The 17,487-nt window shown below is 67.9% G+C and carries 26 protein-coding genes; 19 read left to right on the top strand and 7 right to left on the bottom strand.

All coding sequences use genetic code 11. The annotated features are described in order from the left end of the window. Together A33M_RS12020 and A33M_RS12015 are read right to left on the bottom strand one after the other, a co-directional pair. The coding region (locus A33M_RS12020) for a DUF7666 domain-containing protein (protein ID WP_040620360.1) at positions 1-741 on the bottom strand (741 nt) is incomplete at its 3' end. 5 nt (positions 742-746) lie between these two features. Continuing rightward, positions 747-1,028 carry a hypothetical protein gene (locus A33M_RS12015; protein WP_008387441.1) on the bottom strand — a complete coding sequence of 94 codons (282 nt, stop codon included), beginning with the start codon at positions 1,026-1,028 and terminating at the stop codon, positions 747-749. A 225-nt stretch (positions 1,029-1,253) separates the two neighbouring features. On the opposite strand from A33M_RS12015, the gene A33M_RS12010 reads away from it, so the two are divergent. Continuing rightward, a complete protein-coding gene (locus A33M_RS12010) occupies positions 1,254-2,105 on the top strand; it encodes a DUF3800 domain-containing protein (RefSeq protein ID WP_008387440.1) in 852 nt (283 codons plus the stop codon). A gap of 497 nt (positions 2,106-2,602) precedes the next feature. Then, positions 2,603-2,785 (top strand): hypothetical protein, encoded by a 183-nt coding sequence (locus A33M_RS23940; protein ID WP_157223450.1) that lies wholly within the window; start codon positions 2,603-2,605, stop codon positions 2,783-2,785. 610 nt (positions 2,786-3,395) lie between these two features. On the opposite strand, the gene A33M_RS12005 is transcribed toward A33M_RS23940, so the two are convergent. Beyond that, positions 3,396-4,037: a hypothetical protein gene (locus A33M_RS12005; protein WP_040620351.1), complete on the bottom strand. Its 642-nt coding sequence runs from the start codon at positions 4,035-4,037 to the stop codon at positions 3,396-3,398. Between the two features lie 76 nt (positions 4,038-4,113). On the opposite strand from A33M_RS12005, the gene A33M_RS12000 reads away from it, so the two are divergent. The 3 genes from A33M_RS12000 to A33M_RS11990 are packed head-to-tail and all read left to right on the top strand — an operon-like array spanning position 4,114 to position 5,017. Continuing rightward, the gene (locus A33M_RS12000; protein ID WP_040620349.1) at positions 4,114-4,365 is read left to right on the top strand and encodes a hypothetical protein; all 252 of its coding nucleotides are present in this window, start codon (positions 4,114-4,116) and stop codon (positions 4,363-4,365) included. Further along, complete coding sequence (locus A33M_RS11995) at positions 4,362-4,781, top strand: GIY-YIG nuclease family protein (protein ID WP_040620347.1); 420 nt, start codon at positions 4,362-4,364, stop codon at positions 4,779-4,781. Before A33M_RS12000 ends, A33M_RS11995 begins: the two co-directional genes overlap by 4 nt. Positions 4,782-4,822: 41 nt before the next feature. Further along, the gene (locus A33M_RS11990; protein ID WP_040620345.1) at positions 4,823-5,017 is read left to right on the top strand and encodes a hypothetical protein; all 195 of its coding nucleotides are present in this window, start codon (positions 4,823-4,825) and stop codon (positions 5,015-5,017) included. Here A33M_RS11990 and A33M_RS11985 read toward each other — a convergent pair. Then, positions 4,996-5,208, bottom strand: a complete 213-nt coding sequence (locus tag A33M_RS11985; RefSeq protein ID WP_008387434.1) for a hypothetical protein — start codon at positions 5,206-5,208, stop codon at positions 4,996-4,998. The two genes, A33M_RS11990 and A33M_RS11985, sit on opposite strands and share 22 nt — an antisense overlap. Positions 5,209-5,303: 95 nt before the next feature. Here A33M_RS11985 and A33M_RS11980 point away from each other — a divergent pair, with 95 nt between their 5' ends. The 3 genes from A33M_RS11980 to A33M_RS11970 all read left to right on the top strand — a co-directional run bounded on the left by A33M_RS11980 (position 5,304) and on the right by A33M_RS11970 (position 6,814). Beyond that, the gene (locus A33M_RS11980) at positions 5,304-5,486 is read left to right on the top strand and encodes a helix-turn-helix domain-containing protein (protein WP_008387431.1); all 183 of its coding nucleotides are present in this window, start codon (positions 5,304-5,306) and stop codon (positions 5,484-5,486) included. A 639-nt stretch (positions 5,487-6,125) separates the two neighbouring features. Beyond that, a complete protein-coding gene (locus tag A33M_RS11975) occupies positions 6,126-6,431 on the top strand; it encodes a DUF2312 domain-containing protein (protein ID WP_008387429.1) in 306 nt (101 codons plus the stop codon). After that, the gene (locus tag A33M_RS11970; RefSeq protein ID WP_008387428.1) at positions 6,431-6,814 is read left to right on the top strand and encodes a hypothetical protein; all 384 of its coding nucleotides are present in this window, start codon (positions 6,431-6,433) and stop codon (positions 6,812-6,814) included. Before A33M_RS11975 ends, A33M_RS11970 begins: the two co-directional genes overlap by 1 nt. 19 nt (positions 6,815-6,833) lie before the next feature. Here A33M_RS11970 and A33M_RS24930 read toward each other — a convergent pair whose 3' ends face one another. Together A33M_RS24930 and A33M_RS11960 are read right to left on the bottom strand one after the other, a co-directional pair. Beyond that, positions 6,834-7,220 (bottom strand): helix-turn-helix domain-containing protein, encoded by a 387-nt coding sequence (locus A33M_RS24930; protein ID WP_008387425.1) that lies wholly within the window; start codon positions 7,218-7,220, stop codon positions 6,834-6,836. A 12-nt stretch (positions 7,221-7,232) separates the two neighbouring features. Next, complete coding sequence (locus tag A33M_RS11960) at positions 7,233-7,475, bottom strand: type II toxin-antitoxin system RelE family toxin (RefSeq protein ID WP_008387422.1); 243 nt, start codon at positions 7,473-7,475, stop codon at positions 7,233-7,235. A gap of 92 nt (positions 7,476-7,567) precedes the next feature. On the opposite strand from A33M_RS11960, the gene A33M_RS23935 reads away from it, so the two are divergent. From A33M_RS23935 to A33M_RS11945, 3 genes are read left to right on the top strand one after another with little or no spacing between them, the layout of a single operon-like run. Further along, positions 7,568-8,464 (top strand): hypothetical protein, encoded by an 897-nt coding sequence (locus tag A33M_RS23935; RefSeq protein WP_157223449.1) that lies wholly within the window; start codon positions 7,568-7,570, stop codon positions 8,462-8,464. Beyond that, positions 8,409-9,053, top strand: coding sequence for a hypothetical protein (locus A33M_RS11950; RefSeq protein WP_040620342.1), 645 nt, complete (start codon positions 8,409-8,411; stop codon positions 9,051-9,053). The genes A33M_RS23935 and A33M_RS11950 overlap by 56 nt, the downstream gene beginning before the upstream one ends. 56 nt (positions 9,054-9,109) lie before the next feature. After that, a complete protein-coding gene (locus A33M_RS11945; protein ID WP_008387416.1) occupies positions 9,110-9,478 on the top strand; it encodes a hypothetical protein in 369 nt (122 codons plus the stop codon). 49 nt (positions 9,479-9,527) lie between these two features. Here the strand turns inward: A33M_RS11945 and A33M_RS11940 are convergent, their stop codons facing one another. Then, on the bottom strand, positions 9,528-10,118 hold the full coding sequence (locus A33M_RS11940) for a hypothetical protein (RefSeq protein WP_157223448.1): 591 nt from the start codon (positions 10,116-10,118) through the stop codon (positions 9,528-9,530). 172 nt (positions 10,119-10,290) lie between these two features. On the opposite strand from A33M_RS11940, the gene A33M_RS11935 reads away from it, so the two are divergent. The 8 genes from A33M_RS11935 (at position 10,291) to A33M_RS11900 (ending at position 17,421) form a co-directional block, all read left to right on the top strand. Continuing rightward, positions 10,291-10,533, top strand: coding sequence for a hypothetical protein (locus tag A33M_RS11935; protein WP_008387414.1), 243 nt, complete (start codon positions 10,291-10,293; stop codon positions 10,531-10,533). Between the two features lie 270 nt (positions 10,534-10,803). Next, positions 10,804-11,721 (top strand): recombinase family protein, encoded by a 918-nt coding sequence (locus tag A33M_RS11930; RefSeq protein ID WP_008387413.1) that lies wholly within the window; start codon positions 10,804-10,806, stop codon positions 11,719-11,721. Between the two features lie 55 nt (positions 11,722-11,776). Beyond that, entirely contained in the window at positions 11,777-11,989 is a 213-nt protein-coding gene (locus tag A33M_RS11925) for a hypothetical protein (protein WP_008387412.1), read from the top strand. Next, complete coding sequence (locus A33M_RS11920; protein WP_052027026.1) at positions 11,989-12,321, top strand: Gp49 family protein; 333 nt, start codon at positions 11,989-11,991, stop codon at positions 12,319-12,321. The genes A33M_RS11925 and A33M_RS11920 overlap by 1 nt, the downstream gene beginning before the upstream one ends. Continuing rightward, positions 12,305-12,781, top strand: coding sequence for a hypothetical protein (locus A33M_RS11915; protein WP_008387408.1), 477 nt, complete (start codon positions 12,305-12,307; stop codon positions 12,779-12,781). The genes A33M_RS11920 and A33M_RS11915 overlap by 17 nt, the downstream gene beginning before the upstream one ends. Next, positions 12,768-14,045: a PBSX family phage terminase large subunit gene (locus tag A33M_RS11910; RefSeq protein WP_040620341.1), complete on the top strand. Its 1,278-nt coding sequence runs from the start codon at positions 12,768-12,770 to the stop codon at positions 14,043-14,045. Before A33M_RS11915 ends, A33M_RS11910 begins: the two co-directional genes overlap by 14 nt. A gap of 109 nt (positions 14,046-14,154) precedes the next feature. Continuing rightward, positions 14,155-15,156 carry an LPD23 domain-containing protein gene (locus A33M_RS11905; protein WP_157223447.1) on the top strand — a complete coding sequence of 334 codons (1,002 nt, stop codon included), beginning with the start codon at positions 14,155-14,157 and terminating at the stop codon, positions 15,154-15,156. A gap of 9 nt (positions 15,157-15,165) precedes the next feature. After that, complete coding sequence (locus A33M_RS11900; RefSeq protein WP_008387402.1) at positions 15,166-17,421, top strand: portal protein; 2,256 nt, start codon at positions 15,166-15,168, stop codon at positions 17,419-17,421. Positions 17,422-17,487: the final 66 nt, after the last annotated feature.

Below are 17,487 nucleotides of genomic sequence, written 5' to 3'. Positions count from 1 at the left end.
GCCGGTGGCGGAGGCCGCGCCCCAATCGCCAGTGGCGGAGGCCGCGCCCCAATTGCCAGTGGCGGAGGCCGCGCCCTGATAGCCAGTGGCGGAGGCCGCGCCCCAATCGCCAGTGGCGGAGGCCGCGCCCCAATTGCCGGTGGCGGAGGCCGCGCCCCAATCGCCAGTGGCGGAGGCCGCGCCCCAATTGCCAGTGGCGGAGGCCGCGCCCTGATAGCCAGTGGCGGAGGCCGCGCCCCAATCGCCAGTGGCGGAGGCCGCGCCCCAATTGCCAGTGGCGGAGGCCGCGCCCCGATTGCCGGTGGCGGAGGCCGCGCCCCGATCGCCGGTGGCGGAGGCCGCGCCCCGATCGCCAGTGGCCTCACTGCCGGGCGCCAGCACGGCGCGCGACCAGACATAGTCCCAGGCGCGCTTCACGAGGTCCCCGATCGACAGTTCGACGTCGATCGTGATCTTCGCCGCAGCGATCTTCGTATCGCTGTCGTTGCTGTCCATCTCACCACCGAGAGTCACCTCGGCGAAGCGGCTGCCGGCCGGCGCGTAATAGCTGAACACATCGAGCGGGTGTTCGCAGGCGTGAAAGCCGGAGGCGCAGGCCTCGACTTTACCAACGTGCTCGTAGGTCCGGCCGACCTCGAACTGATAGCCGCGGCAGCAGAGCTGATTGTCGAAGCCTTTGTAGGCGACGACGGTCTTGACTTCGGCCGTACCGGTCTGATCGGGATTGCTGACGGTGTTCATCCCGATCACTCCGCAGCGGCGGCCGGGGCGATCTCGGCCTCGGCCTCGCAGAAGAAGGAGCGGTTGAACGCGTTGATCGCGTCGGCGAGGCCGCGGGCGTAGGCGGCGCCGGCTTCGCCGTTGAACGAGACCATCAGCGGCGTGAACGTGCCGAGGTCTCCGGCGAAGCGCAGGTTGATGAACGTCAGCCGGTAGGCGTCCGCGGACGAGAGCCCGTAGGGGTCACGGCGCGAGATGTCGTGGAACTCGGCGGAGACACGGGACACATTGGAAACGGAAAAGGCCATCGGGCTCTCCATCGGTTGATGGAGAGACGCTACGCTATGTAGCGAAGTCAGTCAATACATGATGTAGCGATTTTGGCCGTTCGCCCTTGCCTCGCCCGCCGCGCGCGCTATCCTACAGCCATGTCGGTCTCACCCCCTGCCGCCCTGTCGGCGCTCCTGAATCGCACTTCGACCGGCCGCTTGGCGATGCTACTGTTCGCCTCCAACCCTCTGGAGGCGACGTTCTTGCCGCTGGCGGCCTATTACGACGAGAGCGGGACACACGGGGCGTCCCCGCTGACGGTGATTGCCGGGTTCGCCGGCCGGACCGAGGAGTGGGCGAGACTGGAGATCGAGTGGGCGAAGGTGCTGCGCGCCTACGGCCTCACTCACGTCCACGCCAAGCACCTGTTCCACCGTCAGAAAGAGCACCGCGGCTGGACCCGCGAGCAGGTGAAGCGGCTGTGGGCCGACATCCTCTACGTGCTCCAAGAGCGCGATCTGTTCGCGACGAAGACCGTGCTCTACGAGCGCGATTACCTCGAACTCTACCAGACGCCGCCCGCCGCACGGCGGGAGCGGCTGGATTCGCGCTACGCGCTCTGCTTCCGGTCGGTGCTGCGCTCGATGGCGAGCCTGCATCGGCGCCGGCATCCGGACGGAAAGATCTGCTTCGTCCTCGAAGACGGGCACCGCAATGTCGGCGACGCGGCGCGCGTCTACTCGGAGACGAAGCACGATCCGGATTTCAGGTGGCGCGGAGCCCTGATCTGCCTCACCTTCAAGGGCAAACGCGACGCAGGGGCACTTCAGGCGGCCGATTTGCTTGCCTATTGGGTGTTCAGGGCGGAGACCATGAACCTCGCCGAGCCGGGTCGGTGGTCGACCTCGGTCTTGCAGCAGGATTTGGTGCAGGCAGGCCTTGCAATCGTCGATCACCTGATCCGGCCGGACGATTTGGTGGCGCTTCGGATCAATCACCGTCTTCGGCCGAAGCTGCCGGTTTTCGAGAGGCTGGCAGTCGACGAAGTCGACCGGATGAACGATATCGTCGCCCCCTATATCGGTCGCGCCTATCGGGACGATCTTTCGAGGTGAGCCGGCTGATTCCTGCGGCCGCCGGCATGTCGCCGGAACGAAAACGGGGGCCCGGTTGCCCGGACCCCCTCCCGTCACGTCAAGGCTGCGATGATCGCCGCGACCCCGAAAAGGATCTGGGCGAGATCGAGCTTGATCGTGACTTGGACTCGGATTGTCGGCCTCATCGGGCCAGCCCTCCGGGTCACGCCGGCGCGACCCTTTCGGGTTGCGTCTTACGTCCCGTCGAACGAATGAGCCGCCGTTCACGGGCGCATCGGCCCGCCCTCCGCGAGCTAGCATCGCTTCGGGCGGCCCCACGTCGCGCCCCTGACGTGGCCGGCCAGCAGCGTCGCGCCGCCGGCCATGCTCTTCAGGGCCGTGGGATGCGGGGTTCGGGGTGAGGAGCCTGCCGTCGCGACCGGCGGGACTCACCCCGGCCCGCATTGGAAGTGTCGACCGCCGAGGGCGGCGAGTCGAGCGCCCGCCGGCCGGCGGCTCAGGGGAGGAGAGAAGCGATGGATGGTCGTAACGGGTCCGAGATCAGCGATCGGGAGCGGGCAGAACGATTGCGTGTCGAGGCGGTCGAGTTGAGCGCACGCTTCACCTCCGGCGGAGGCGAGCCGTCGGAGGTGATCATTGCTCGGGCGAGAAGCATCTACGAGTTCATCGTTTCGGGAGGCTCTGAACAATCACCTTGATGTTCGAAAGCTCGAGCGATATGCGAGACAGATTGTCTGCAATTCGTTGCAAAGCTTCGAGCTTTTTCTTCTCGATCTCTTCTGACACGAGTATGCCCCTTCTGATGGTGCCCCTGGACCCAATGGGTTCGAGCCCTGGGGCTGCGAGTCCGCAAATGTTGAGTGCGACTCGGTGAAGAGTCGAGCGCCCGCCGGCCGGCGGCTCAGGGGAGACGGAAGGCGGTGAAAAACCGGAGGGAATTCGTTGCAGGGTGCGCCGTGCTGGCGGTCACACCCGCGCTCGCATTGCCGCAGACGATGGCTGAACGCTATGCAGGGCACCTTCCGGACCGTTACCCGAAGGGCAGCGTCACGATCCTGGTGGCGAGTGATGTGGGCGCGTGGGAGCGAGGAGAACCGCTACGCCACCCGGCCCGAACCTACTTTCCGGACGGCAGCTTCCTAGATTTGGAAAGCACCTCGGCCGCAAGGTGTGGGCACCCCTGAAATCCATCGGGGGCCAGGCACTTTGTCGCCTCGCCATCTCGGAGAGCAACGAAGGCGCCACTCGCCGACATATCTGCCACCGCCCCGCACCGCGGGCATGTGATAGTCTTTCGCCCCACATCTTTCATTTCGGCACCATGCTTTTCACCTTGGCGGCCCACTCGACCGGGACGTCCAGGATCGGCGGCTCGAATTGCGAGAGAAGGTGGAAGAGCCCGCGGGTGCGACTGCGCTGCACCTTCTTGATGAGCACGCGATCGTCGGGCAGGCCGACGATGCAGAGGCGGCCGATCAGGTCCGGCGTGATCGGCCGGCGCACGTCGTCGTAGAAGACCAGCCAGTTGTTGAAGAAGGCGCCGAGGCTGTCGCCGCGGATCTCCACCGCGACGGTGCTCGGCCCGGCGCCGTCTGGCGCCTCGACCCGCCCCAGCTCGCCCTGGTCGCCGTTGAAGAAATAGGTCTCGGCGCCGGCGCCGACGTAGCCGACCAGAGGGACGGTCGCGGCCGGCGCTGTGAGCGCATCATCGAGATCCCCAAACAGGATATCCCGGGCCGAAACTCTTGCTCCGGCTGCCACGAAGCGACGCGCATACCGGTCCGCATCATCCTGCCCGATTGTCCGCGTGCCGCCTTCATGGGCGCGATAGGAGCTTTCCGGCCAGCCGTTTGATAACGCGGCGTCGCGCGCCGACCGGTATCCTGCCGCGATCCTCGCCGCGCGCAGTCGCTCCCCCTGGCGTTTTCGGATTTCCACTTCGCGGTCCATCGGCACACAACGTAGCGGACAAACAGCTACATGCCGTATTGACTTGACTCGCTACTCAGTGTAGCGACATTGAACCATGCGCGACGACAAGCCATTTTCTGACCTCATCGACAGCATCGGCTTTGAGCCGCTGGCGGAACTGCTCGGCCTGCCTGAGAGCCATATCCGCACCATGAAGGCGCGGAACTCGATCCCCCCTGTCTACTGGGGAGCGATCATCGAAGCCGCCCCCTCTTTGGGGTTTCCAGGCCTTTCGCACGCCCAGATGCGTGGGTGGCGGCAGCGTCGCTTTTCACGCACAGCCACCACCGAGCGAGGCGCGGCATGACCTTTCGCGACCCCCGTCCTACGTACGTCTACGTTGTCGAGGCGATGTGCGGCTTGGTGAAGATCGGTCACTCGATCGACCCGGCGTCGCGGGTCACGACGATATGCCAACACTCGGCGTCCCCGGTGCGCCTCATCGCCATGTGGCCGGGTACCCTTGCCGACGAAACCGATCTGCATCGGCTCCATGCAAACCTTCGTTCTCATAACGAGTGGTTCCGGTTGGAGCATGGATTGGCCGCATTCGTGGATCGGGTGCGCGGCATTGGCGTCGATCGTGTGCCGGACTGGCCCGAGGTGATGGTCCTTCCAACACTCGAGCGCCGCGAAAGGAAATCGGCTCGGATCAAGGCTGCGGCGAAGAAGCGCGCGGAAAGCCGCATCATCCGAGCCCTTGTTCAGGAGCACACGTCATGAGCGCCCCCCACCGCGGGGCGGCTCGCAGCAGAGGACGCGGCATGATCGACACCCCCAAGAGCCCCCCGTGGGGCAGCCCCGAGTGGATCGCTAAAGAGCGCGAATTTCGCGAGAGGGTGGATGCGTTGATCGCGCGCGCATACGAACTCAGCGCCGATGACGACACCCACCCCCTGCAGCTCATCGCGGCGGCCGCGAAGCTCATGCTCCTTCGTCAGTCGTGGCCGTCGTCATGAGCGGACGCGATCGCATCCCACTCCTGGGACAGCCGACCATAGATCGCGCGGAGCACGCGGTACGGCTCGGCGCAGACGGAGATGCTCTCCCCGGAGGAGAGAGGGACCTGCATGTTCGGGGTGGCGATCGCTGCCGCCGTGAGCTGCACGGCCATCTCCATCAGCCTCATCCTTCGTTCGTCGGCATCCATCGAATGTCCTCCATCGGTTCGAGTCGCATCGCGATGGTAGGGCGGGGCGGTCGCTCGTGCACGCGGGCGGCCGCCACTAATCCGGAGGACGCGGCATGATCTCCGAGTCCGAATACGCGCGCCGCTGGCGCCGCGATGTCGAGACCGGGCCGAGCGCCGCAATCGCGCTGTGGCGCAAAGGCCGGAGTTCGGAAGACATCGCGGACACGCTCGGCCGGCCGGTCGAGACGGTGCGCGGCTGGATCCGGCGGCACCGCGAAAATATCACGATCACCTGATGCGCAGCGTCGACCATACGACGCGCGTGCGCGCGCCCCGAAAGGCGCGCACCTGGGGCCGGGCGGCGCAATGCCCCCGCGTCGCTCGGCCCCCTCTCTCCGCTCGTCCGCTCCCTCGTGGCAGCCGCCATCCTCGATCTCCTCTGCGACCGCGCCCGGCAAGGCGCGCCCGTGACCCATCCAACACGGTCACAGTCGCAGAGAGTGAATTTCGGATGTGCAAAAAATCTTTGCGCGGGGAGCAAATGACGGACTCCGCCTACATCGACGACGCCGCACATTGGGCGCGCGAACTCACCCGAGCCGAGAGCCGCGGACCGGGTGACATGCGGAATGCATGGTCACGCCTGGAGCGCCGATACGGCGTGCCTGCGCGTACCTTCTGGGCTCTTCGCTACCGGCGGCCGAAAGACCTCTGGGCATCCGTGTATTTGCGCCTCCGCGCGGCCTACGAGGCCGAGTGCGCGCGCCAAGTCGAACGGCTCGAGCATGAAATCGGAATCACGAAGGCGCTCGTCGGGACTGATCACGCTGCTGTGGCTGCGGCTGAGGCTGTGGTTGGTGCGTCTGTGGCAGCGCGAGCGCCTGAAACGGTATCTCCGGCGGATTGGCCGTCGGACGCGGTGAAAGGAGAGGGAGATGGCGAGACGGAAGGCCGACGTCGATCGCTCGACGTCTGATCAGTTGCACGGCTTCGTCGAGCGGATCGAGCGACTGACCGAGGAAAAGAAGGCACTCGGGGAAGACATCCGCGATGTCTACCTCGAGGCGAAGGCGGCGGGGTTCGACACGAAGGCGCTGCGTGAAATCATCAAGCGGCGAACGTGGGATCGTGATGTGCTCGCCGAGCACGACGCCATCGTGGAAACCTACATGCATGCGCTCGGCATGCTGGCCGACACGCCGCTCGGTCGCTCGGCAATCGAGCGGGCCACGATGCAGTGATGTCGCCGATGACCGCGGCCATCATCGATCTTCCGGTGCCACCCTCCGTCAACGAGACGCGGCGCGTCGATTGGAGCGCGTCGCGCAAGCTGAAACGGTGGCGCGACACGGCCGATGGCATCGTGCTCGTCGCAAAATGCCGCCCCGACCGTCCGTTGAGGCTGCGCAAAATCGTGTGCTTCGAGGTCGTGATCACAGTCGACGAACGGCAGACCGGATCAGACCTCGACAACATCGCCAAGGCGACCGTGGACTACCTCCGGCGGATCGAGCTGATCGAGAACGACGCGCCGAAGAACATGCGGAAACTGACGATGCAGTGGGGCCAAGCCCCGGAAGGCCTCCGGGTCGAGGTGATAGAGCGCGCACAGGCGGCGGAGTAGGGCGATGGCCGAACCGTTGTCACACCAGCAGATCGAGCGGCACGCCGAGGTGACGGGCGATCCGCGCCAGCACGTCCGGCGAGCCGGTGCGCCGGCCGTTCTCGAGATCGGACAGGTAGCCCTGACTGGTGCCGACTGCCTCGGCCAGCTCACGCTGGGTCAGGCCGCGCCATTCGCGCAGCACCAGCACGGGATTTTCGGCGTCCATCCGCACGACGACCTCGTGCGGGATCGTGGTCTCTTCGCCGCTCGTGAGGCGCGCGCACCTCTCCGCGACGATGCGGGCCGTTCCTGCATCTTCCTCGGCTTCGGTAGGGCCGGCGCGGCGAACCAGCTCGTCATAGTCGGCGCGGGACATGACGACGATTTCGCCGGCCTCGGTCTCGATGATCTGGGGCTTGCCCATGTCGGCCTCCTCTCAGTCGTAAATCTCGCGGCGGTGTCCGACCGCGAGAACCGTGATGGTGGTGTCGTTCTCGACGAAGATCACCCGCCAGTCGCCGACCCGCAGCCGGATGCCCGGCCGGCCCGTCAGCCGCTTCACGTCACCCTCGCCGGTCTCGGCGTAGCGGACGAGCTTGGCGTCGATCCGTTGGCGGGTCTCCCCCTCGAGGCGGCGACGCTGACGGGCTGCGGAGGCGGCGTGAACGACCGTTTTCATGAACGTGAATATCGCTCAAAGCGATCAGTGGCGCAAGCCGAAGTGATCGCTATAAGCGATATTTCTTGCGCCTCGTGCCGTGGAGATGAGCCGTGAACCCGTGGTTTCGATTCTACACAGATGCGCTCCGGCACCCGAAGGTCGCTGGTCTCAACGACCGGGAGTTCCGGCTGTGGGTGTCGCTTCTCGGCATTGCAGCCGAGAATGATGGGCTCATCCCGCCCTTAGAGACCCTTAAGCGGTTGCTCAAGGCCCGCTTAGACCACCTCTCAAGCGGCCTTGAGCGGCTGCTAGATGTCGGCTTGATCGACCGCAAAGACAGTGGGTACGCCCCGCACAATTGGAACGAAAGGCAATATAAATCAGATAGTTCTACGGATCGTGTCAGAAGATACCGCGCAAAACGAAACGTTTCATCCTCCGTTTCTGAAACGCCCCCAGATACAGATACAGATACAGAAACAGAAAAAGATGGTGGTGGTGGTGCGCGGGCGCGCGCCCCCGAGCCGATCCCGATCGAGCGAGCCGAGCCGGTGGGCACGGAACCACCACCGCCGAAGCCGGCGAGCCTGGTCACGCCGGAGGCGCGAGCGCTCGCCGACGAGGTCGCCGTCATCGCCGGCGTCGGCACGGGGCAGGACACGCCGCCCGGCTGGTGCGGCGCGCCGATGACCGTGCAGAGCTGGCTCGGACAGGGCGCCTCGGCCGACCTGATCAGGGTCGCCGCCCGCGCCGCCATGGCCGGCAAGCGCGACGGCCCGCCGTCGACCATCGGCTACTTCGCCAAGCCGGTCGCCCGAGAGCTGGCCCGGCAATCCCAGCCCCTTCCGACCGTAGACCCACCGAGCCCCGGAGTGCCCCATGCAACGCCTGGACGCCATCGTGGCGGGTTTGCCGCGCTCTACGTCGCCCTCAGCCGATCGGACGAGGGCGGTGACGCAGGCACCGAGCGGCCCGCCGGCCACCTTCGAGCGGTTGGCCGATCGTGAAATCCCGGATCGGGTGATCGCCGGCTTCGAGGGCGCCGGCTATGGCCGACCGGTGCTGCGCCGGGCGCTGCGGGCGGACGAGCGCGAGGCGCTGGTAGCCCGAGTGGCGAGGCTGCGCGCGGCGCTGGTGCCGTTCGGGCCGGCCGACCGCCAAGCCCTCGGGGCGGCGCTCGCCGGCATGATGATGGTCTATCCGTCGATGCAGAGAGCCGGGGACGAGGCGGCAGCCGTGGCGGCCGGCTATCTCGCCGCGCTCGCCGGCAGGCCGAGGTGGGCGATCGAGCTGGTGTGCGACCGGGTCCGCACCGGGCGGGTGGCCGAGTGCCGGGAGTTCTGCCCCTCGGCGCCGAAGCTTGCCGCACTCTCGGACGCCGAGCTGATCCCGTACCGGATGGCGATCCACCGCCTCGACGCGGTGCTGGTCGCAACCGTCGTTCTCCCCGCGCCGGCCAAATCGCGGCCTCGGGTCAGTCGTCCGGCGCGGTCTCCGGCCGATGCGGCGTCGCCCGCCGGCGGACATTTGTCCCGAGTCCTGGCCGATCTCGAAGCACGCCGAGAAGCCCGCTCGACGCCGGATGCCGAGCGGTGACGTCGAAGGAGACCGTCAACGGAGCAATCCGCCGATGATAGGCGTATATTCCTGGCATGACATGGACCGCCGAGCTTGTCGGCCACTGCCTGGTCGAGGCGTTCCGCCGGATGCCGGGATTTCCGATCTACGCGCCCGGGCCGAACGTGCTGCTGCCGATCGGCGGCGAGATCGGCGAACTCGACCTGATCAGGCTGACCGCGCTCTACCTCGACCGGGCCTCGGTCGAGCGGGTCGAGCTGCTGACCTGGGCGAGGGCCAAGGCGGCGCGGCGGCTGCGCGAGGAGGCGAGGGAGCGGGGCAGGGACCGGGGATCGCAGCGCAGGCGGGTGAGGGCGACGCTGGAACGCCTCGCCACGGCGCTGAATGCGGACGGGATCGCGGCGCCGAAGGTGGCGGCTACCAGCATGGCGGAGCAGAGGTGAAACGCACCACACGCCAAATGGCGGGGCAGCAATGCTGACCTGTTTCGGTCTACCTGATCCGGCCACGATCCGGTCCGCGGGCGGCGAAGTGATCGGCCACCTCCTCGAGGAGCCAGCGGAACCGCTCGGCGACGTCGCGCACCGCCCGGTCGCCGGCTCGGCCACGCGCCTCGGCGTAAGCTCCGAAGGGCACCCGGTCGCCGATGATCGCCCGGAGCATGCGGGCACCGACCACGCCGACCGCCTCCTCGACCCGGCGGAGGAGCGCGAGCACCTTTCGGGCGTCCTGGACGGCGTAGCCGATCGCCAGCTCGCGGCGCTCGCTCATGTCGACCCGGCCGCCGTCGTTCCAGTTGCTCGAGCTTCCGAGGCGGGATTGTCGCTCGAACGCCTCCTGAAGAATCCGGCCCGTTTGATAGGCTGCCTCGCTGATCCGGCCGTGCGATCGCTCCAGTTCGAGGATGTCGGTCCGGCGGTTGATGGTGGCGAGCAGCCGGGCGCCCGGCTCCATCGGGTCGGGCACGGCGCCGACCGCGGTGCGCACCCGGTCCGAGGCAGGAGGGCGTGCAAGGCCTTGGCCCGGCGCGCGGGCGGAGCGGCGATCGGTGTACCGACCGGTGGCGCGAGTCATTGTTTTCATGGTGTTTCCCGGCGAGTTCCCTCGAGGTTTGGGTGCAGAGCAAACGGGAGGCGTGTCAATACGGGACAGTCCGCGATGCGGGTTGACCCGACAGGCAAAATCTGCGAATTTCTCACGGTCGAATTCATGCGCGCCGCGGGTAACCGCCGGCGCGTTTTTTGTGCCCGGTGCCATGGCTGACCTGTCCCGCCTCTACGATCTCGCGCGGCAGGTCCGCCGGCTCGATCCTCCGGACCACCGCCGGCCGCACCGCTTCACCGAGACCAAGGACGACCTCGCTCGCCAGATCGAGGCGATCGCGCGTGAGCAGGGCGCCCGGCCGATGCCGATCGCCGCCGGCCAGCCGACCGTGATCGAGGTGCGCGGCCGGCGCGTAATGGTGCAGCGGCGACGGGCTGGGTTCGGGCTGGGGTGATGCGATCACGCCGCGGAAAGGCGCCCGGTCGGGTGACTTAATGCCCGCCGCGGTCGAGACCGTCGCTGCCTATCTCGCCAGCTTGGCCGATGCCGGGTTACTTCAATGAGGTCGCGGCGTGATCGCCGTGGCTAATTGGCCCCGATCGAAGGTGGGGTCAAGCTGCTCATTCGGCCTACAACCAGGGCGATTTCCGAAAGTCCGAGAACATTCGGAAACAAACCAGCGGCAGAGCCAAAACCGCATAAATATCAATAGGATAAACGGAATATGCTGGCCTCCCGCCGGGTCGCACGTCTGCGTGCTCGCCGGCAGGAAGCGAGCGAGGCCCGCGCCGTCACGGCGATGCGGGCCGCCGCTTACGTCCGGGTGTCGACAGAGGAGCAGGCCACCACCGGACACGGGCTGGACGCGCAAGAGCGCGCGGTCAAAGCGTTCGCCGAGTCCCAAGGCTACGAGCTGGTCGAGGTGGTGTCCGATCCGGGCGTGTCCGGGGCGACGGCGCCGGCTTCGCGGCCGGGCTTTTCCCGGCTGATCGAACTCGCCGCGGCGGGTGCATACTCGGTGCTCCTCGTCTGGAAATTCGATCGGCTCGCGCGGCAGATCGTCTATGCGGTCACCGCGGTGCAGGACCTCGCCGAACAGCATGGGGTGGTGATCCGCTCGGTCACCGAGCCGATCGACACCGCGACCCCGATGGGTCGGACCATTTTCGCGGTGCTCGCGGGCATGGCGGAGCAGGAGCGGGCGGCGATCACGGAACGGACGTGGTCGGGCCGGAGAGAGAAGGCGGAGCGCGGCGGATATGCCTGCGGCTCGGTGCCGCTCGGCTACGAGACGGATCGCGAAGGTGGGCTCGTCCCAACGGATGCCGCCGAAACCATCCGCCGGATTTTCGAGATGCGCGCCGAAGGGCTGCGCTTGCAGATGATCGCCGATCGACTGAATGCCGACCGGGTGCCGACCAAGCGCGGCGGGACATGGCGCCCGTCCCAGGTCGGCTACATCCTCGACAACCCGAAATACCGAGGGGCGGTCGAGTACCTGTTCCGCTGGAACGGCGCTGACGCGCACGTCCTGCGGAAAGGCACCCACGCCCCGATCATCCGATCGCCGTCCCGCTCGGCCGATTCTCCTCACGGCCTCGAGCGCAAAGGTCCGGGCGCAAGCGGACGCGGCCGCCGGTGACGCGGCGGCCACCATTCGACGGGCCATCGCTATGGTCAGCTTCTACGACAGGTGCATGCACATGGGCGACGTGATCACCGGCCGCTTTCCAAGGGTGTTCGGGCGCGGTCCGCTGCCGCTGCCGAGCGCGATCGCCGGCGAGGTCGCCACAGAGCCGGCCGGGCCGCGCGACCAGGTTGCTCGGATCGTGGTCGAGGAGACGGGCTGCAACGAGACGCGCGCCGACTTTGTCGCGCTCCGGGTGCTGCAGATGCTGGAGCGGGTGTGATGGATGAGACCGAAGTCGAAGCTGAGATCCGAGCGAAGGGAAAGACCGCGACACGCGTGACGCCGGGTCACCTCGACGCTCAGATCGTGGGCGAGGCGTATTACGTCTTCCCCGGCACCACTCTGACCGTCTGCGCGCTGACGTGCCGCAACGAGTTCCAGGTCGTCGGGCACTCGGCCTGTGCCAGCCCCGAGAACTTCGATCCCGAGCTCGGCCGCAAGATCGCCCGCGACAACGCACGCGCCCAGCTCTGGGCGCTCGAGGGCTACCAGCTCCGGACCTTCCTGATGCACGCCGAGCGGGCGCGAGGGCGCGATGGGCCGGCCGTCTGAGTTCTCGCAGGACATCGCTGACGCGATCTGCGAGCGCCTGTCCGATGGACAGAGCCTTCGCATGATCTGCGCCGCGAGCGACATGCCATCGGCGAGCACTGTGTTCCGCTGGCTGCAGCAACACAGCGACTTCCGCGAGCAGTACGCCCGTGCGCGTGAGGCGCAGGCAGACCACATGGCCGAGGAGATCCTCGCGATCGCCGACACGCCGCAGGAGGGCGAGCGGCGCGAGGAGAGCGCGGACGGTTACAAGGTGATCCGCGAGGACATGCTTGGGCACCGCCGGCTGCAGGTCGACGCGCGCAAATGGCTCATGGCCCGCATGGCGCCGAAGAAATACGGCGACAAGGTCACCAGCGAAGTGACCGGCGCCGACGGGGGTCCGGTCGAGGTCGTGGGACGAATCGAACGTGTCATCGTCAAACCGAACGTGCCGCGCGCTGAGGATGCCGACGGCTGAGGTGTTTGTCCCTCTGCTCGAGCCGGCGCGCTACAAGGGCGCCCACGGCGGGCGGGGATCGGGGAAGTCGCACTTCTTCGCCGAGATGCTGATCGAGGACGCGCTGTCCGAGCGCGGGCTTCTCTCGGTCTGTATCCGCGAGGTTCAGAAGACACTCGCCGACTCGGCAAAACGCCTGATCGAAGCCAAGCTGAAAGAGCACCGCCTCGGCGAGGCCGACGGTTTCAAGGTGTGGCGCGAGCGGATCGAGACGCCCGGCGACGGCGCCATCATTTTTCAGGGCATGGCCGATCACACGGCCGAGTCGATCAAGAGCTTGGAAGGCTTCCGACGCGCCTGGATCGAGGAGGCACAATCGCTATCGGCGCGGTCTCTGACCTTGCTTCGCCCGACGATCCGCGCCGAGGGCTCCGAGATTTGGGCGTCGTGGAATCCTCGCCGGAAGGGAGACCCGATCGACCTCCTCCTGCGCGGGGCGCCGCCGACCGGGGCGGCGGTAGTGCAGGCGAACTGGCGCGATAACCCGTGGTTTCCGTCGGTCCTCGACCAGGAGCGCCGAGACTGCATGCGCGACTTCCCCGACGACTACGATCACATCTGGGAGGGCGGATACGCGACCGCGACGACGGGAGCCTACTTTTCGAAGCACCTCGCCGACGCGAAGGCCGAGGGCCGGATCGGCAAGGTGGCGCCCGACCCGATCGTGCAGCGGCGCGCCTTCTGGGATATCGGCGGCGCCGGAGCGTCGGCCGACGCGATGTCCATTTGGGTCGCGCAGTTCGTCGACCGCGAGATCAGGGTGCTCGACTACATCGAAGGCGTCGGGCAGGTGCTCTCCTACTACGTCAACGAGCTGCGGACGCGCGGCCACGGCAGCGCGCTATGTGTTCTGCCCCACGATGGCGTCGCCACCAACTCGATCACCGGCAAGAGGTACGAGGATCACGTCAGGGACGCCGGGTTCGAGGCGCTCGTGATCCCGAACCAGGGGCGAGGCGCCGCCATGATGCGAGTGCAAGCCGCGCGCCGGCTGTTCCCGCGAATCTGGTTCAACGCCGAGACGACAGAGGCCGGGCGCGAGGCGCTGGCCTTCTACCATGAGCGTCGCGACGAGGATCGAGCCATCGGCCTCGGGCCGGAGCACGACTGGTCGAGCCACGCCGCCGACGCCTTCGGTCTCATGGCGATCGCCTACGAGCAGCCGATGCAGAAAACCGAGCGCCGCAGCCCCCGCCGCGCCGGCGGCGGCTGGATGGGAGCCTAATCCGATGCCCGCACTGTTCGACGACGAGGGCGTGCCGCTCTCGGCGGTCGGCGCGTCCTATGCCGATCTCCTCGCCGATGCACAGCGCGGCGCGCAGTCCCGCGAGCCCGTGGCGCTCGGTGAGATCGGCCGCTCGCGGTCGCTCCTCGAGAAGCTCGGCGAGACCTGGCCGGTGCGTGCCGCGCAAGCCGCCTACCGCGCCGTGACGCTCCCTGGCGACGTCTATGCCGGTCGGACCGCGCCGGACTCGCCCGAGGCGATCGAGCGGTCTGCCGACCTCGCCGGCATCCTCGCGCTCGGCGGCACCGGAGCGGCAGCCGCGGGCGTGACCCCGCGAGGGGCAATCGGCGTCTTCGGCGGGCCGGGCGCGAAGACGGCAGATCATGCCGCACTGGCCGAAGCGAAGCGACTCGCCGCCGGCGGCGCGCCCATGCCCGAGGTCTACAAGGCGACGGGCTGGTACGAGGACCCGGCCACCAAGGCGTGGCGGTTCTTCATCCCCGACGACGCGATGACGGTGACGCCGGCGAGCGGGATCACCCACCCCGACCTCGTCGATGCCTATCCGATCATCGGGCGCATCCCGACCGAGGTGCGGATCGGCGATGCCAAGATGGGGCAGTCCGGCGGGCATTTCGTTCCGAGCAGGTATCCCGAGGGCTCCGACCTCTACGTGCACGCGAACGGTGTCGATGCTGCGCGGGAGAGCGCCGCACACGAGCTTCAGCACGCAATCCAGTACTACGAAGGGGCTCTTCCGGATCGCACGGGCGGTCCGGAGCAGGCTGCCGAGATGCTCCGTACGCTCCATCCGGCGATGTCGGAAAAGGAGGCCCGCGCGGCTGCCGGGGATGCCTACCGCTCGCTCGCCTCCGAGGTCGAGGCCCGCAACGCCGGGCGGTGGGCGCTGATGCCGAGCGAGGAACGCGCCAAGACATGGCCCGGCGCCACGATCGACCGTCCGGCGGAACAGCAGATCACGCAATACACGCCGGAGACGCTTCGGCGATCCGTCGACGCCGAGAGAGCCGCGTGGGCTGACGCACAGCGAATGGTCGACGAGATGCGCGCCGAGAACGAGGCGAAGTCCAGCCGCCGCCGGCGCCGCTGAGGACACCACATGTCTGACGACACCAAGCCTGCCGCCCCGGCGGCCGACGACGCACGCGACCTCCTGATCGAGGCGCTCGACCGCTACCAGCGCGGTTACGACGCCGCCCGCGAGAACATGGAGGCCGCCTACGAAGACCTCGCATTTCTCGCCGGCGATGGTCAGTGGGACGCGCGGGCGCGCGCCGAGCGCGAGGAGGAGAGTCGGCCGTGCCTGACGGTCGACAAGTCGAGCCAGTTCGTGCGGCAGGTCACCGGCGACATGCGGCAGATGCGGCCGGCGATCAAGGTGACGGCGGTCGACGACCGCGGGTCGGCCGACGTCGCCGAGAAGCTCCTGCCCGGCATGATCCGCTTCATCGAACAGCGGTCGGACGCGCAAGCCGCCTACTTCAACGCCGCCGACCAACAGGTCGCGGCGGGAATCGGCCATTGGCGCGTCACAACCGAGTACGCCGGCACCGAGACCTTTTTGCAGGAAATCCGCATCGCGCCGATCGAGGACGGAATCGCCGTCGTGTGGGATCCGGATTCGATGCTGCCGACCCGCGAGGACGCCATGTGGTGCTTCGTGCCGGTCGACATGTCGCGGCAGAGCTTCGAGGAGCGATGGCCGGGTAAGAGCGCCGACGCGCTCGACAACACGGACGCCGAGGCGGCGCTCGACTGGTGCACCCCGGACAAGGTCCGCGTCGCCGAATATTGGGTCAAGGTGCCGATGCGCCGGCGCCTCGCCCGACTGCCCGGTGGCGGCATCGACGACGTGACGGACGACGAGGCGGCCGAGGCCGACGCCATCGCCGCCGGCGGCACGATCGAGGAGCGCGACGACTTCAAGGTGCAACGCACGCTGATCTCGGCGAGCGCGGTGCTCGAGGGGCCGGACGACTGGCCGGGCCGGCACATTCCGATCGTTCCGCTGATCGGCGAAGAGATCAAGATCGGCGCCACGGTGGTCCGGCGCGGCATCATCCGCACGCTGAAAGAGCCGCAGCGCATCTACAACTACGCGGTGAGCGCGCAGACGGAGGTGATCGCGCTTCAGCCCAAGGCGCCGTTCACCGGCACGGAAAAGATGTTCGAGCGGCACCGCGACCAGTGGGAGACCGCAAACTCGAAGAACTGGCCGTACCTCGAATACGACGTCGATCCGCAGGTCCCGGGCGGTCGGCCGGAGCGCGTGCAGCCGCCCGTCTCGTCGCAGGGAATTGGCGAGCTGCTCGCGCTCGCGACGGGCGACATGTCGGGCGTCACCGGCATCTATCCGGCCTCGCTCGGGCAGGCGAGCAACGAGACGAGCGGCCGCGCCATCATGGCGCGCCAGCGTGAGGGCGACACCGGCACCTTCGTCTATGTCGACGGCTTTGCGCGCGCGCTCCGCCGCACCGGCCGCATCCTGCTCGACCTGATCCCGCACATCTACGACAGCGAGCGCACGATCCGGATCGTCGGTGAGGACGGCAAGATCGACCAGGTCCGCATCAATCGCGAGGAGATCGACCCGAACGGCGACGGCATCGGCACGCATGTCCTCAACGACGTTACGGTGGGTGCCTATGACCTTGCCATCGAGCTCGGCCCGAGCTTCGCATCCGCCAAGGCCGAGGCGCGCGACGGCATGCAGGCCTTCATGCAGGCGGCGCCCCAGGCCGCCGGCTTGTTCATCGACCTCTTCGCGCGGATGCAGGACTGGCCCCTCGCCGACCAGATCGCGAAGCGGGCCGGGTTCCTACTTCCGCCGGCCGTGAAGGCCGCCGAAGCCGCCGAGTCCGGCGAGCCGCAGCCCCCACCGCCGCCGCCCGATCCGGCGCAGCAAGCAGCGGCGCAGGCCGAGCAGGCGAAGGCGCAGCTCGAGCAGATGAAGCTCCAACTCGAAGCCGCGAAACTCCAGGTCGACCGCGAGAAGATCGCCGCCGACCGCGAGAAGGTGCAGGCCGAGATGGTCAAGGCGCAGCTCGACGTACAGGCCGCGCAGGCCGGCCAGCAAGGTGCGAGCGGCGCAGGCCCGGCGCTCGATCCGCGCGTCGACCAGCTCGCGCAGGCGGTCGAGACCCTGGGCGGCATGATCGAGCAGATCCTCGAGGTGGTGGCCGAGATGCGCGCCGGAGGCGCCCCGCCGCCCGAGCCCGCGCCGATGGACGGAGGGCAGGGCGGCATGCCGCCGCCCGGACCGCCCTCCGCTGCCGCCGCGCCCGTTACCGAGCCGCCTCCGGGCGGCTTTTCCATGCCCGCAGGCGTCCCGCAGGGCGGCCCGCCGCAGGGTTGATCGAGCTTCCCGCGGGCCGGCGCACGAGGTGCTGGCCGCGAGGTCGAACGGCGCCTTCGGGCGCCA

The organism is Rhodovulum sp. PH10, assembly GCF_000293785.1.
In the GTDB taxonomy this organism is placed as follows: domain Bacteria; phylum Pseudomonadota; class Alphaproteobacteria; order Rhizobiales; family Xanthobacteraceae; genus Rhodoplanes.
Note: the sequence above shows the minus strand (reverse complement) of the source record. Positions and strands in the feature narration are given on the sequence as shown.

Bases quoted from the DNA above. Each gene is read 5' to 3' on its own strand.
- A33M_RS11995 (WP_040620347.1), top strand. From the start codon at position 4,362: ATGACCTTTCGCGACCCCCGTCCTACGTACGTCTACGTTGTCGAGGCG.
- A33M_RS11980 (WP_008387431.1), top strand. From the start codon at position 5,304: ATGATCTCCGAGTCCGAATACGCGCGCCGCTGGCGCCGCGATGTCGAG.
- A33M_RS11990 (WP_040620345.1), top strand. From the start codon at position 4,823: ATGATCGACACCCCCAAGAGCCCCCCGTGGGGCAGCCCCGAGTGGATC.
- A33M_RS11925 (WP_008387412.1), top strand. From the start codon at position 11,777: ATGCACATGGGCGACGTGATCACCGGCCGCTTTCCAAGGGTGTTCGGG.
- A33M_RS11900 (WP_008387402.1), top strand. From the start codon at position 15,166: ATGTCTGACGACACCAAGCCTGCCGCCCCGGCGGCCGACGACGCACGC.
- A33M_RS11935 (WP_008387414.1), top strand. From the start codon at position 10,291: ATGGCTGACCTGTCCCGCCTCTACGATCTCGCGCGGCAGGTCCGCCGG.
- A33M_RS11970 (WP_008387428.1), top strand. From the start codon at position 6,431: ATGTCGCCGATGACCGCGGCCATCATCGATCTTCCGGTGCCACCCTCC.
- A33M_RS12015 (WP_008387441.1), bottom strand. From the start codon at position 1,028: ATGGCCTTTTCCGTTTCCAATGTGTCCCGTGTCTCCGCCGAGTTCCAC.
- A33M_RS24930 (WP_008387425.1), bottom strand. From the start codon at position 7,220: ATGGGCAAGCCCCAGATCATCGAGACCGAGGCCGGCGAAATCGTCGTC.
- A33M_RS11930 (WP_008387413.1), top strand. From the start codon at position 10,804: ATGCTGGCCTCCCGCCGGGTCGCACGTCTGCGTGCTCGCCGGCAGGAA.
- A33M_RS12005 (WP_040620351.1), bottom strand. From the start codon at position 4,037: ATGGACCGCGAAGTGGAAATCCGAAAACGCCAGGGGGAGCGACTGCGC.
- A33M_RS11945 (WP_008387416.1), top strand. From the start codon at position 9,110: ATGACATGGACCGCCGAGCTTGTCGGCCACTGCCTGGTCGAGGCGTTC.
- A33M_RS11975 (WP_008387429.1), top strand. From the start codon at position 6,126: ATGGCGAGACGGAAGGCCGACGTCGATCGCTCGACGTCTGATCAGTTG.
- A33M_RS12000 (WP_040620349.1), top strand. From the start codon at position 4,114: ATGCGCGACGACAAGCCATTTTCTGACCTCATCGACAGCATCGGCTTT.
- A33M_RS11960 (WP_008387422.1), bottom strand. From the start codon at position 7,475: ATGAAAACGGTCGTTCACGCCGCCTCCGCAGCCCGTCAGCGTCGCCGC.
- A33M_RS11940 (WP_157223448.1), bottom strand. From the start codon at position 10,118: ATGAAAACAATGACTCGCGCCACCGGTCGGTACACCGATCGCCGCTCC.
- A33M_RS23940 (WP_157223450.1), top strand. From the start codon at position 2,603: ATGGATGGTCGTAACGGGTCCGAGATCAGCGATCGGGAGCGGGCAGAA.
- A33M_RS11910 (WP_040620341.1), top strand. From the start codon at position 12,768: ATGCCGACGGCTGAGGTGTTTGTCCCTCTGCTCGAGCCGGCGCGCTAC.
- A33M_RS11920 (WP_052027026.1), top strand. From the start codon at position 11,989: ATGGATGAGACCGAAGTCGAAGCTGAGATCCGAGCGAAGGGAAAGACC.
- A33M_RS11985 (WP_008387434.1), bottom strand. From the start codon at position 5,208: ATGGATGCCGACGAACGAAGGATGAGGCTGATGGAGATGGCCGTGCAG.
- A33M_RS11915 (WP_008387408.1), top strand. From the start codon at position 12,305: ATGGGCCGGCCGTCTGAGTTCTCGCAGGACATCGCTGACGCGATCTGC.